General features: G+C 71.2%; 12 protein-coding genes and 1 pseudogene. 2 read left to right on the top strand and 11 right to left on the bottom strand.

Features of this window, described 5'->3' with window-relative positions; all coding sequences use genetic code 11:
• Positions 1-29: 29 nt before the first annotated feature.
• The 3 genes from STRAU_RS09585 to STRAU_RS09575 form a co-directional block, all read right to left on the bottom strand.
• Positions 30-827, bottom strand: a complete 798-nt coding sequence (locus STRAU_RS09585; protein ID WP_037658398.1) for an electron transfer flavoprotein subunit beta/FixA family protein — start codon at positions 825-827, stop codon at positions 30-32.
• 230 nt (positions 828-1,057) lie between these two features.
• A complete protein-coding gene (locus tag STRAU_RS09580; protein WP_016640075.1) occupies positions 1,058-1,564 on the bottom strand; it encodes a flavin reductase family protein in 507 nt (168 codons plus the stop codon).
• Positions 1,565-1,835: 271 nt separating this feature from the next.
• Positions 1,836-2,171, bottom strand: a complete 336-nt coding sequence (locus tag STRAU_RS09575) for a TlpA family protein disulfide reductase (RefSeq protein WP_052029019.1) — start codon at positions 2,169-2,171, stop codon at positions 1,836-1,838.
• Positions 2,172-2,434: 263 nt separating this feature from the next.
• Here STRAU_RS09575 and STRAU_RS09570 point away from each other — a divergent pair, with 263 nt between their 5' ends.
• On the top strand, positions 2,435-3,163 hold the full coding sequence (locus tag STRAU_RS09570; protein WP_016640073.1) for a lysophospholipid acyltransferase family protein: 729 nt from the start codon (positions 2,435-2,437) through the stop codon (positions 3,161-3,163).
• A 76-nt stretch (positions 3,164-3,239) separates the two neighbouring features.
• Here STRAU_RS09570 and STRAU_RS09565 read toward each other — a convergent pair whose 3' ends face one another.
• The 4 genes from STRAU_RS09565 to STRAU_RS09550 all read right to left on the bottom strand — a co-directional run bounded on the left by STRAU_RS09565 (position 3,240) and on the right by STRAU_RS09550 (position 7,497).
• Positions 3,240-3,929 (bottom strand): B3/B4 domain-containing protein, encoded by a 690-nt coding sequence (locus tag STRAU_RS09565; RefSeq protein WP_016640072.1) that lies wholly within the window; start codon positions 3,927-3,929, stop codon positions 3,240-3,242.
• 131 nt (positions 3,930-4,060) lie between these two features.
• On the bottom strand, positions 4,061-6,304 hold the full coding sequence (locus STRAU_RS09560) for a glycosyl hydrolase family 95 catalytic domain-containing protein (protein WP_016640071.1): 2,244 nt from the start codon (positions 6,302-6,304) through the stop codon (positions 4,061-4,063).
• A 214-nt stretch (positions 6,305-6,518) separates the two neighbouring features.
• Positions 6,519-7,121 (bottom strand): transglutaminase domain-containing protein, encoded by a 603-nt coding sequence (locus tag STRAU_RS09555; RefSeq protein WP_016640070.1) that lies wholly within the window; start codon positions 7,119-7,121, stop codon positions 6,519-6,521.
• A gap of 61 nt (positions 7,122-7,182) precedes the next feature.
• On the bottom strand, positions 7,183-7,497 hold the full coding sequence (locus tag STRAU_RS09550) for an imine reductase family protein (protein WP_016640069.1): 315 nt from the start codon (positions 7,495-7,497) through the stop codon (positions 7,183-7,185).
• Between the two features lie 9 nt (positions 7,498-7,506).
• Here STRAU_RS09550 and STRAU_RS40080 point away from each other — a divergent pair.
• Positions 7,507-7,629: pseudogene (locus STRAU_RS40080) on the top strand (winged helix-turn-helix transcriptional regulator); the annotation flags it as partial.
• 213 nt (positions 7,630-7,842) lie between these two features.
• Here the strand turns inward: STRAU_RS40080 and STRAU_RS09545 are convergent.
• The 4 genes from STRAU_RS09545 to STRAU_RS09530 all read right to left on the bottom strand — a co-directional run bounded on the left by STRAU_RS09545 (position 7,843) and on the right by STRAU_RS09530 (position 12,481).
• Positions 7,843-8,913, bottom strand: coding sequence for a threonine aldolase family protein (locus STRAU_RS09545; RefSeq protein ID WP_016640068.1), 1,071 nt, complete (start codon positions 8,911-8,913; stop codon positions 7,843-7,845).
• On the bottom strand, positions 8,910-9,650 hold the full coding sequence (locus STRAU_RS09540; RefSeq protein WP_037658396.1) for an SDR family NAD(P)-dependent oxidoreductase: 741 nt from the start codon (positions 9,648-9,650) through the stop codon (positions 8,910-8,912). The genes STRAU_RS09545 and STRAU_RS09540 overlap by 4 nt, the downstream gene beginning before the upstream one ends.
• A gap of 29 nt (positions 9,651-9,679) precedes the next feature.
• Positions 9,680-11,083, bottom strand: coding sequence for a DUF6421 family protein (locus STRAU_RS09535; protein WP_016640066.1), 1,404 nt, complete (start codon positions 11,081-11,083; stop codon positions 9,680-9,682).
• A gap of 81 nt (positions 11,084-11,164) precedes the next feature.
• Positions 11,165-12,481 carry an alpha/beta hydrolase gene (locus STRAU_RS09530; RefSeq protein ID WP_158692051.1) on the bottom strand — a complete coding sequence of 439 codons (1,317 nt, stop codon included), beginning with the start codon at positions 12,479-12,481 and terminating at the stop codon, positions 11,165-11,167.

The raw sequence follows: 12,481 nt of genomic DNA, 5'->3' as shown, positions 1-12,481 counted from the left end.
AGAGCGTGTGGTTGAGGGATGGCTGAAGCTCAGATGAACTTCTGGCCGGCGAGGAACTCGGCGAGCTGCTTGCCGCCCTCGCCCTCGTCCTTGACGATCGTGCCCGCGGTGCGCGCGGGACGCTCGGTGGCGGAGTCGACCTTCGTCCAGGCGCCCTCGAGGCCGACGGTCTCGGCGTCGATGTCCAGGTCGTCCAGGTCCAGCGACTGCACCGGCTTCTTCTTGGCGGCCATGATGCCCTTGAAGGACGGGTAGCGCGCCTCGCCCGACTGGTCCGTCACGGACACGACGGCCGGCAGGGACGCCTCCAGCTGCTCCGACGCGGTGTCGCCGTCACGGCGGCCCTTGACGACACCGCCCGCGCCGCCCTCGACGGAGACCTCGGACAGCAGCGTCACCTGCGGCACGCCCAGGCGCTCGGCGAGGATCGCGGGCAGCACGCCCATGGTGCCGTCGGTGGAGGCCATACCGGCGATGACGAGGTCGTAACCGGTCTCCTCGACGGCCTTGGCCAGGACCAGCGAGGTGCCCATGACGTCGGTGCCGTGCAGGTCGTCGTCCTCGACGTGGACGGCCTTGTCGGCGCCCATCGAAAGAGCCTTGCGCAGCGCGTCCTTGGCGTCCTCGGGGCCGACGGTGAGGACCGTGATCTCGGCGTCGTCGTCCGCCGCTTCCTTGATCTGCAGGGCCTGCTCGACCGCGTACTCGTCGAGCTCCGAGAGCAGACCGTCCACGTCGTCGCGGTCGACGGTCAGGTCCTCGGCGAAGTGCCGGTCGCCGGTGGCGTCGGGCACGTACTTCACACAGACAACGATCCTCAAGCTCACGCCGGCTCTCCTACACATCGTCATTACTGGGCTGCTGCCCCGGCATCGGGCCACTGCCTTCTTGCAGGCAGCATAGGCGCCTGAAGCGGCGGGTCCCGGTTGGGGCTGACCCCGCTCCAACCGGAATATTACTCATGAGTACACCCAGTACATTCCCTCTAAGCAAGCGCTTTGAACTGTGACCTTTGCAACGCTCCGTAATCGCGCGCACCACGCGTCATCGGGAACTCTCAGTCACGCAGCGCGTTGAAGCGTCCCTGGTGGTACAGCAGCGGGCGGCCCGCCCCCTCGGAGTCACCGGCGAGCACCTCGGCGAGCACCACCCGGTGGTCACCGGCGGGCACCCGCGCCACGATCCGGCACACCAGCCACGCGAGCACGCCGTCGAGCACGGGCACGCCGTGCGGCCCCTTGGACCAGCGCGTGGGCGCGCCGAAGCGGTCGGCGCCGCTGCGCGCGAAGGTGGTGGCGAGTTCGTGCTGGTGCTCGCCGAGGATGTGGACGCCGACGTGTTCGGCCCGGGAGATCACGGGCCAGCTGGAGGCCCCGGTGCCGATGCCGAAGGAGATCATCGGCGGTTCGGCGGAGACCGAGGTGAGCGAGGTGGCGGTGAAGCCGACGGGGTCCGCGTCCCGGGCGGTGATCACGGCGACTCCGGCGGCGTGTCGCCGGAAGACGGAGCGCAGCAGGTCGGGGCCGGCGAGCCGGGGAGCGGAGAGGTCGGGCGTGGCCGTCATGGAGTTGTGTCCTTCTGCCGGGGGTACGAGCGGGTCCGTGGCTGCTCAGCGGGACCGACAGCGCGCACTGGCATGGCGCGCGAGGTCCACGTGGACACGCTCGAAGAGAAGGAGCTCCGGAGGCATGTCAGCAGGCTGACGACAGGTGCCACGTACAGTCAAGTCCGTTCCGGGATATGAAAGATCCATCACGCCCTCATGGTCATGTCGGCCTTGGTCACGCCCTCAGCCGCGTCGCCCATGGTCACGCCCGCAGCCGTGTCGCCCATGGTCATATCGCCGCCCCCAGCGCCGCGATCACATCCGCCTTGCGCGGCTGTCCCGCCGCGCGGCGCACCTCGCGGCCCTCGGTGTCGAGGACGAGCACCGTCGGTGTCCTGTCGATGCGCAGGGCGCGTACGAGATCGAGGGCCCCCTCGGCGTCGATCTCCACGTGCGCCACACCGGGGACCAGGGCGGCGACGTCGGCGAGCACCCTGCGCGTGGCCCGGCACGGCTGGCAGAACGCGCTGGAGAACTGGACGAGCGTGGCCCTGTCGCCCAGCTCCGTGCCGAGTTCCGCCGCGCCGAGCCGCCCACCGGCCTCGCCCGAGCGCACTCCTGTCACGCGTGCCTCCCACCTTTCCCCGCCCCCACCGGAGGCTTCCTTCGCCCTCGTACCAAGGGCATCGCATACGTCTTTTCCTAGAGCACGCGCTCTTGCGGAAAGATTCCGACGTGACGAGAATCTCGCGCGATACGGGCACCATCGCTGGCCAGTCGCTCGTTCTTGGGGCACGATCTGGCGGAGCCGTAGACCCTACGGATCCGTAACTTAGCTTTCCGCCGAGGGCCCTCTCCCCCGGCAGAGACGAAGGGCCCTCCCCACCCATGGCAGAACTCGTCTACCGACCGGTCATCGGCGCCGCCAAGACCCTCTTCAAGGCGCTGGATCTGAAGATCGACTGCAAGGGGTCCGAGAACATTCCGCGCACGGGCGGGGCGGTCCTGGTGAGCAACCACATCAGCTACCTGGACTTCATCTTCGACGGCCTCGCGGCGCTGCCCCAGAAGCGCCTGGTGCGCTTCATGGCCAAGGAGTCGGTGTTCCGTCACAAGATCTCCGGCCCGCTGATGCGCGGCATGAAGCACATCCCGGTGGACCGCAACCAGGGCGAGACGGCCTACGCCCACGCGCTGGACTCGCTCCGCTCCGGAGAGATCATCGGCGTCTTCCCCGAGGCGACGATCTCGCAGTCGTTCACGCTGAAGTCGTTCAAGTCGGGCGCCGCGCGCATGGCGCAGGAGGCCGGCGTCCCGCTGATCCCGATGGCGCTGTGGGGCACGCAGCGGCTGTGGACGAAGGGCCACCCGCGCAACTTCAAGCGGCAGCACATCCCGATCACGATCCGCGTCGGCGAGCGCGTGGAGGCCCCCAAGGACCAGTACGCGGGCGCGATCACGCGGCGCCTGCGCGAGCGCTGCCAGGAGCTCCTGGAGGCCGCGCAGCGCGCCTACCCCGTGCGCCCCAAGGGCCCGGAGGACACCTGGTGGATGCCGGCCCACCTCGGGGGCACGGCCCCGACGCCGGCCGAGGTCCGCGCCGCCGAAGCGCTCTGACGCACCAAGGCCGCCCGGGGTTCGCCCGGGGCCGCCCCGGCTGTGCGGCCCCGGTGAGCCGGTGCCGGTCGGCCCGTCAGCCCGTCGGCCCGTGCACGGTGATCCGCGCCCCGGGGCTGACCTTCTCCAGGAGTTCGGCGAGTTCGGCGCCCGCCGCCGCCAGGCCCGCGTCCGGCCCCATGCCCTCGAGCAGGAAGATCGCGTTCACGGTCTCCTCCGTGAGGCGGGTGCGGGGGCCCTGCCGCCAGTTCCAGCGGCGGCAGGTGACGCCCTCCTCGTCCCGCCAGACGACCTCGCCCGGCTCCGGGTGCTCGACGACCGGCTCGCCCGCCGCCATCGTCACGAAGTCCTCGTCACCGGTGGCCCGCACCAGCCGCATGTCGCCCTTGATGCGGTCCAGGTCCTCGCCGCCGACGGGGATCAGGTGGGCCACGCTGATCGCGTTGTAGACGTCGACCAGCGCGTTGATCCTCGGCAGCCCGCCGTCCGCGAGCGCCCGCTTGGCCAGCGCCTCGGCGGAGTTGCGGGTGCGCGAGGGCTTGGCGCCGAAGGCCGTGTACGCGGCGCGCCAAGCCACCATGTGCGGGTCCTCGTGCGGGGCACGCCCGTCGAGGCGCGCGGCCAGGCGGCGGGCGGCGTCGTCGAGCAGGGCCGACGTGCCGTCGGTGCTGGGGCCGCCGGCGAGGTCGTACGCCTCGATGGCGACGTGGGTGAAGCCGGGCGCGAGCGTGCGCACCTCGTCGGACACGGTGAGGGTGAGCGTCATGGTCTGCCTTGGTTCGCGGGGATCGACGGAAGTACAGCATAGAGCACCGCCTAGTGCACCGTGCTGGACTTTCCCGGCTCTCCGTAGCGGCCCCGAGCTCCGGGCCCGAGCCCGCCCCGTACGGAGAACCCCTACGGCAGCCCCCACGCCGGTTCCGTGCCATTCGCCGGTACGTCGCGCGGGTGCGGCGACGGCCGGGATCCCTTGGGCGTGACCACTACAGCCTGCCCGCGCCGCAGCGGCACGCTGATGACGTCCCGTCCCGAGTACGGCAGCGGCCGTCCGCGTTCGTCGCGCACGTCGATCGCGCCCGCGATGCCGTGCCGCAGCCGCAGCGGTTCCCCGGCCTCGCTCTCCACCCGGATCCACTCCGTGCGCCCGCCGCGCCGCGAGGCGTCGACCAGGAACGCGCCCTGCGTGCGCACCCGCTGCAGACTGGCGTCCCGCCACGTCCCGGACACCGCGGGAAAGACCTTCACGACTCCCCCGTGGCTCTGCGTCAGCATGTCGAAGAGCGACTGCCCGGCGCTGATCGAGCTCTCCAGGGCGAAGTTCGAGCCCTCCCGGTACATGGTGTTGGGCGTCATCGCGCACTTGTCCGTGACGTTGCCGTCCAGGAAGAAACGCAGGTGGCGCAGCGCCTGTTCGGGCTTGCCGAAGAGCGTCTCCATGGAGGAGGCCGCCGCGTAGCTGTAGCCGTGCCAGCGCTCCTGCCTGCTCGTCCAGTGGTCGAAGGTGCGCCGGTCGAGCTTCTCCTGGAGCGGATAGAGCCACAGCAGATGCGAGAAGTGGCGGTGCGAGTCGGCGAGCGGCACTCCGGCGCCGATCATGACGCCGTCCTCGTTCTCGTGGTACGGCACGAGCCGGTCTCGGATGTCGCGCCACTGCTTCTCGTGCGGATCGCCGCTGCGCAGCCTGCGTACGGAGTCGAGCAGTGCGCCCACGCCCCACCGCAGGAGGGAGAGGTCGTAGGTGCAGTCGGCGGCGTTCGCGTACTCCGGCGAACGGGTCTCGGGCAGGTGGAGGCGGCCGTCCGAGCCCTCGGCGAGGTGGCGGGCGTAGTAGTTGACGGCCTTGGTGAGGACGGGGCGGATGACGTGCCGCAGGACGTCGTCGTCCATGTGGTGGCGGTAGGTGACCCAGGCGTTGTGCAGCGCCCAAGTGAGGTTGCCGGTGTGGTCGTTGGGGCTCAGGCCCGGGACGCCGACGTAGCGGGGCCCGGAGCGCAGTTTCCAGTCGCCGGGGTGGCACAGGGCGTAGGTCTCGCCGTCACGCAGCTCCGGCCGGACGTTGGACTCCAGGTTCTGGTGGAACTTCGCGAACGCCGGCGTGACGGCGTCGAGTTCACGGTGGTTGGAGCCGTTGGCGACCGGATACGTCACCTGGACGTTGGTGTTCCACCAGATGCTGGTCCAGTTGTTGCCGCTCTCCGGGAACCACGGCCCGAACACCGGGGTGACCGGCCCGTGGCTGCGCGTCGCGCAGGCCAGCTTGTAGAGCTGGATCCAGTAGAACCGCTGCACCTTCTTGTCGGGCACGGACACGAAGCTGCGCCGGTAGAAGGCGTGCCACCAGTCCCGGTGCCGGGCGATGGCCCGCGCGGGCGAGCCGTCGAGGGCGCGCCGCACCGTGCGTACGGCCTGCTCGCGCCCCGTGGACTCCGGGTGTCCGTACGCGATGGTGGCGGCGAGCAGCCGTTTCGTACCGGAGCGGACCTCGCGCCAGGCGGTGGTGTAGCCGCCACCCGCGTGCAGGGGCTGCTCGACGAAGCCAGGGCCGGTGGTGGGGTCCGGGTTAGCGGTGTAGTCGGGCGGGACGCGGGTGGTGCGGGTGGTGTGCGAGGGCAGCGCGGCGAAGCCCCAGGCGGCCGTCTCCTCACCGGCGCTCGGCCCCAACGAGGCGAGGAGCACGTCCTCGTGACTGAGGATCAGGACCGTGAACCGGGCACTTCCGCGCGCCGTGGTGACGGTCCCGGTCAGCTCGGCGTTGTCGAGGTCGAGCCGCCAGTCGACGCCGGTGATGGTGCCCGCGAAGGTCAGCGTCAAGTAGCCGACGCCCAGGCGGGAGTAGCCGATCGCGGCCTCCCACTGGCCGCGCTGGTCCTGTACGTGCGAATGGTTGATCATGACCCGCAGTACGTTGCCCTCGCCGGGCTTCGCGTACAGGTGCGCGGCGAGGAAGCCGTTACCGAGGAACGGCCCCTCCTGCCAACTGCCGGGCAGGCGCTTCCACACCATCGCGGCGTCGCGCAGCAGCGCGCCGTGCACGTCGTCCGGGGCCACGGCCGCCGGTCTGCCCCACGCGACGGCAGAGCCCGCCGCGACCAGGGCTCCTGAGGTGCTTGCGACGAACGCGCGCCGCGAGATCGGTGTCATGACGTCGGCCTTTCCAACGGGTGCGTGGGCAGGGCGAGTTGGGGCACGCCGCTGGCAGCATCCGGGGCGAGCCGGGGGCACGTCAAGGAATCGGACGAGAATAGGTCCGATGACTCGGCAATCCACTGACGTACCAGAGGGCTTGAGGGTGCAGAAGCCAGCCCTGCACCCTCACCACATCCGATGAATCGCCTACGCGGGCAGCCCTTCAGCCCTACCCCTCGGGCAGTTCGTCAGGCAGCGTCTTCCACAGATACGGCCGGTCCGGGGCCCGCCTGAAGACGTCCAGCAGCGCGGGGCTCGGCGCCGCGAACAGCGTCGGGTAGTCGACCTCACCGGCCGCCGTGTCCACGGGGAACGCCAGGCGCTCCCCGTCGAGGGAGAACCGCGCGTCCACGCCCGGCTTGTTGCCGCGGCAGTCCTGCCGGTGCCAGGCGCCGTCGAACCGGACGGCGACCAGGCCGTGGAGGACGAATCCGCTGCCGTCGTCGTGCACCAGCCGCTGATAGCAGAGCGCCGTGGGGATGTCCTCGGCGCGCAGCAGCGCGGCGAGCGCGTGCGCCTTGGCGTGACAGACGCCGGTGCCCTGCTCCAGGACGTCGGAGGCACGCCAGGTCACGCGCGTGTCGCCGGAGTCCGCCGAGTGCGGAATGGTGTCGCGGACGAACTCGAAGGCCGCGCGAGCGTATACGTATGAATCGGTGGCAGTCCTGGCCAGGCGGGCAGCAGTGTCCCGGACCAGCGGATGCGTGTGATCGATGGCTTCGTCAGCGGCAAGATAGGCTGAGAGATCTGAGGTGTTCTGGATCAGCTCCATGAGCGGCGAGCATAAGAAGGCGGCCGACTGACCGTCAATGACTTTTCGGTCGCACGCATATCTATGCGCCATCGCCATGGCGGAGGAGTTCGGCGACGTGCGCGTAGGAGTCGTCCGCGTACCCGGCCGCCATGCCCCGGAGGGCGATGTCGTGGGAGGCGTCGAGGACGTGGGACATGATGGCCGCCGCCGAGCGGAGGTTGGAGCCCTGGGCGAGGTAGCTGCCGGCGTCGACCTGCTCGGCGAAGGCGTCGATCACGTCGGGCAGGAGAGCGGCGACACCCTTGGCGTAGGGGGCCAGATCGGCGGCGGTGACACCCTCGGCCCTGGCGGGGGTACGGGGGACTCCGAGGTCGTGACGGTGACCGATCCGCACACGTGCGGGATGGGCGTGGCCGTCGGGGTGTTCGAAGGCAAGTGGAAGTCGTTCGCCATGTGGGCCCTCGCCGAGGGTCCGCGCCGTTTCGGCGAGACCAGGCGACTGGTCACCGGCATCAGCGAGAAGGTGCTGACCCAGCAGCCACCTGGCCGCGAGGCCGGGGGCGGTAACGGACAAGGGACTTGGCGCGCCTCCACCAGACTCCCCGGACGCCGGTTCTTGATCAAGTACGTACCTTCAGGTACGTGCCACGTCCCGGAGCGCCGTTCGCGGCGGCCCCGGAACGGCAAGACGCCCCGACGCCGTGGGGCGTCGGGGCGTCGGGGCGTCAGGGCGTCGGGGCTAGCGGGCCATCTCTTCCTTGAGCGCCGCCACGAAGGCGTCCACGTCGTCCTCGGTGGTGTCGAAGGCGCACATCCAGCGGACGTCGCCGGCGGCCTCGTCCCAGAAGTAGAACCGGAAGCGCTTCTGCAGGCGTTCGCTGACGTCGTGCGGAAGCCGCGCGAAGACGGCGTTGGCCTGCACGGGGTAGAGGATCTCCACGCCGTGCACCGCGCGGACGCCCTCGGCCAGGCGCTGCGCCATCTCGTTGGCGTGCCGGGCGTTGCGCAGCCACAGGTCCTTGGCGAGCAGCGCCTCCAACTGCACGGAGACGAACCGCATCTTCGAGGCGAGCTGCATGGACAGCTTGCGCAGATGCTTCATGTGCCGCACCGCGTCGTGGTTCAGGACGACCACGGCCTCGCCGAACAGCGCGCCGTTCTTGGTGCCGCCGAACGAGAGGATGTCGATGCCGACCGCGTTGGTGAACGTCCGCATCGGGACGTCCAGGGACGCGGCGGCGTTGGCTATCCGCGCGCCGTCGAGGTGCACCAGCATGCCGTGGCCGTGGGCGTGTTCGACGATGGCGCGGATCTCGTCCGGGGTGTAGACGGTGCCGAGTTCGGTGTTCTGGGCGAGCGAGACGACCTGCGGCATCGCGCGGTGCTCGTCCTCCCAGCCGAACGCCTGCCGGTCGATCAGCTCGGGCGTGAGCTTGCCGTCCGGCGTCGGCACGGTCAGCAGCTTGATGCCCGCCATCTTCTCGGGGGCACCGCCCTCGTCGACGTTGATGTGCGCGCTCTCCGCGCAGATCACCGCGCCCCAGCGGTCGGTGACCGCCTGCAGGGCGACGACGTTGGCGCCGGTGCCGTTGAAGACCGGGAATGCCTCCGCGCCCGCGCCGAAGTGGCCGCGGACCACCTGCTGGAGGTGTTCGGTGTACTCGTCCTCGCCGTAGGCGACCTGGTGGCCGCCGTTGGCGAGGGCGAGGGCGGCGAGGACCTCCGGGTGGGCGCCGGCGTAGTTGTCGCTGGCGAAGCCGCGGGTGTCCGGGTCGTGGAGCCGGCGCGCGTCGGTCTTGGGTGGGTTCACGGCTTCTCGGTCAGCCACAGACGGTTTCCGTTCACTTCCGGGGCGGGCCGCTCCCAGACTCCGGCGATGGCCTCGGCCAGCTCCTTGACATCGGTGAAGCCCGCGAACTTCGCGCTCGGCCGCTCCGCCCGCATCGCGTCGTGCACCAGCGCCTTCACCACCAGGATGGCAGCCGCCGAGCTCGGGCCTTCCTCGCCCCCGGCCTTGCGGAAGGCGTCGGCGAGCGCGAGCGTCCAGGCTTCGGCGGCGGCCTTGGCGGCCGCGTACGCCGCGTTGCCCGCCGTCGGCTTCGACGCGCCGGCGGCGCTGATCAGCAGATAGCGGCCGCGGTCGCTGCGCTGCAGTCCCTCCTGGAACGCCAGCGAGGTGTGCTGGACGGTGCGGATCAGGAGGTCTTCCAGTACGTCCCAGTCGCCGAGGTCGGTCTTGGCGAAGGAGGCGCTGCCGCGCCAGCCGCCGACGAGGTGCACCAGGCCGTCGATCCGGCCGAACTCCTTCTCCGTGCGGTCGGCCCAGGCGCGGGCCGCGTCCAGGTCGAGCAGGTCGACGGTGTCGCCGGTGACCGTGGCACCGCCGTGCGCGTACCGCGCCGCGTCCACCGCCTCCGCGAGGCGCGCGGCGTCGGCGTCGGACGCCACCACCGTGGCCCCGGCCTCCGCCAGCCTCAGCAGCGTCGCGCGGCCCGCGGGACCCGCGGCTCCGGCGACCGCGACTACGGCTCCGTCGAGTGCGGACATGGTCCTCGCCTCCTTGGTGGGGCCGCCGCTCACGCGGCGACCTTCTCGGCTCCCGAGCCCGCGGTGATCCCCTGAGTGGAGGCGATCACAGCCTTCAGCTTCTTGGAGAGCGCCTCATAGAACATGCTGAGCGGAAACTCGTCCGGAAGCACGTCGTCGACCAGTTTCCGCGGCGGCAGCGACGTGTCCAGGGCTTCGGGACCCTTGGCCCAGCGGGAGCCGGGGTGCGGGGAGAGATAGGTCGAGACGAGCTCGTACCCGGCGAGCCAGTGCACGAGCTTCGGGCGGTCGATGCCGTCCCGGTAGAGCTTCTCAATCTCGGCGCAGAGCTGGTTGGTGACCTGGGGCGCGCGCTCCCAGTCGATCTTCAGCTTGTTGTCGGTCCAGCGGACCACGTCGTGCTTGTGCAGATAGGCGAAGAGCAACTGGCCGCCCAGGCCGTCGTAGTTGCGGACGCGCTCACCGGTCACGGGGAAGCGGAACATCCGGTCGAAGAGCACCGCGTACTGCACGTCGCGGGCCTGCGCCACGCCGTCGGCCTCCAGCTTCACGGCCTCCTTGAAGGCCGTGAGGTCGCAGCGCAGCTCCTCCAGGCCGTACATCCAGAACGGCTGCCGCTGCTTGATCATGAAGGGGTCGAACGGCAGGTCGCCGTGGCTGTGGGTGCGGTCGTGGACCATGTCCCACAGGACGAATGCCTCCTGGCAGCGGTCCTGGTCGTCGAGCATGTCGCGGACGTCGGCGGGCAGCGCGATGCCCAGGATGTCGACGGCGGCCTCGGTGACGCGGCGGAAGCGGGCCGCCTCGCGGTCGCAGAAGATGCCGCCCCAGGTGAAGCGCTCGGGGGCCTCGCGCACGGCGATGGTCTCGGGGAACAGCACCGCCGAGTTGGTGTCGTAACCGGCGGTGAAGTCCTCGAAGGTGATGCCGCAGAACAGCGGGTTGTCGTAGCGCGTGCGCTCCAGTTCGGCGAGCCACTCGGGCCACACCATGCGCAGGACGACCGCTTCGAAGTTGCGGTCCGGGTTGCCGTTCTGCGTGTACATCGGGAAGACCACGAGGTGCTGCAGGCCGTCCTCGCGGCGGGACGCCGGGTGGAAGGCGAGCAGCGCGTCCAGGAAGTCCGGCACCCCGAAGCCGCCGTCCGCCCAGCGGCGCAGGTCGGCCACCAGGGCCTTGTGATACGCCTCGTCGTGCGGGAGCAGCGGGCTGAGCGCCTCGACGCCGGATATGACGCGGCCGACGGCCTGCTCGGCGGCGGCCCGCGTCGGGGCGCCCTCGCGCTCGAAGTCGATCGAGCCGTCCTTGGACTGCCAGGGCCTGATCTGCTCGACGGCACTCTTGAGTTCCGGCCAGGCAGGGTGGTCCACCACTCGTCCGTCACGGAAGGCGTCCATGCCTTCCCTCACCGGCTGCACAAGAATTTCCGTCATGACCCATCCTCCACGGGAGAACCTCGCGTATGGACACCGTATGTGTGCGGGGTTCTCCGTCACAAGAGGAGATCCGGGAAATTATCCTGCCCCACCCCCTGCCGGGCCGCTGTTTTTCCTGCCGTCCATCGTCGAGGCGATCGCTTCTATCACGGATTCCTGTGCGGTACGGGCGTCCGCGAGGAGCGGCGGGAAGCCGAGGAACCCGTGGAACATGGCCGGGAAGTGGCGTTCGGTGACGGCGACCCCGGCGTCCCGCAGCCGCGCCGCGTAGGCCCGCCCCTCGTCGCGCAGGGGGTCGAAGCCCGCGGTGACGACGTGGGCGGGCGGTAGCCCGGCGAGGTCGGCCAGGAGCGGGGATACGCGCGGGTCCGCGGGGTCGCCACCGGCCCGCAGATACGCGCCCAGGTACTGCTCGCGGAACCAGCGGCAGTGGGCGGCCGTGAGGAAGCTGTCGCGGGGCTCGGCGCCCGTGGGGTCGTCGGCGTCGACGTCCTCACCGCCCGTGCGGCGGGTGCGCTCGCGGGCGTCCACCGACGGATAGATCAGCACCTGCAGGGCGATGTCCGGGCCGTCGTGGTCACGCGCCCGGAGCGCGGACACGGTCGCGAGGTTCCCGCCCGCGCTGTCGCCCGCTACTACCAACGGCCCCTGTGCGCCGCCGAGTTCCGCGCGATGGCCGGCCGCCCAGGCGACGGCCGCGTACGCGTCCTCGACGGCTGCCGGGAAGGGGTGCTCCGGGGCGAGCCGGTAGTCGACGGAGACCACGGCGGCCCGCGCCCCGCGGCACAGGCCGCGCGCGGTCGCGTCGTACGTGTCCAGGTCGCAGAGGCTCCAGCCGCCGCCGTGGAAGAAGACGACGGTGGGCCGGGGCCCGGGCGGAGGCCCCGCCTCCGGCTCGCCCGCGGCCTCGGGCAGATAGACCCGCACCGGCAGCTCCGGCGCCCCCGCGGGCCCCGGGATCACCCGGTCCACGACCGAGCCGACCTGCGGCACCGCAAACGGCGAGGCGGGCGCGGCGGCCAGCACGCGGCGCGCCTCGGCGGCGTCGGTGACGGCACCCCCGATGTCGGGGAAGAACGCGGCGAGCGCGTCGAGGAGGGGACGAGCCTCGGGGGCGAGCCCGGGGGCGGTTTCCGCGCGGCCGGGGCCTTGCGGGGCGGGGCGCGGGTCGGCGCGTGGGGCGGAGCTTGGGCCGGTGCCCTGCCCGGAGCCTGGGCCGGTGTCCGGGTCGGAGCCCGGGCCGGTGCCCGGGCGGGCGCGTGGGGCGGTGCCCGGCTCGGAGCGTGAGGCGGCGCCCGGATCGCAGCGTGGGCCAGTGTCCGGGGCAGAGCCCGGGCCCGTGTCCGGGTCGGAGCCCGGGCCAGTTCGTGGGCCCGTGTGCGGGTCGGAGTGCAT

The sequence above is a fragment of the Streptomyces aurantiacus JA 4570 genome (assembly GCF_000414115.1).
In the GTDB taxonomy this organism is placed as follows: Bacteria; Actinomycetota; Actinomycetes; order Streptomycetales; family Streptomycetaceae; genus Streptomyces; species Streptomyces aurantiacus_A.
The sequence above is the reverse complement of the archived record's forward strand: the minus strand, read 5'-3'. Positions and strand labels throughout refer to the sequence as shown.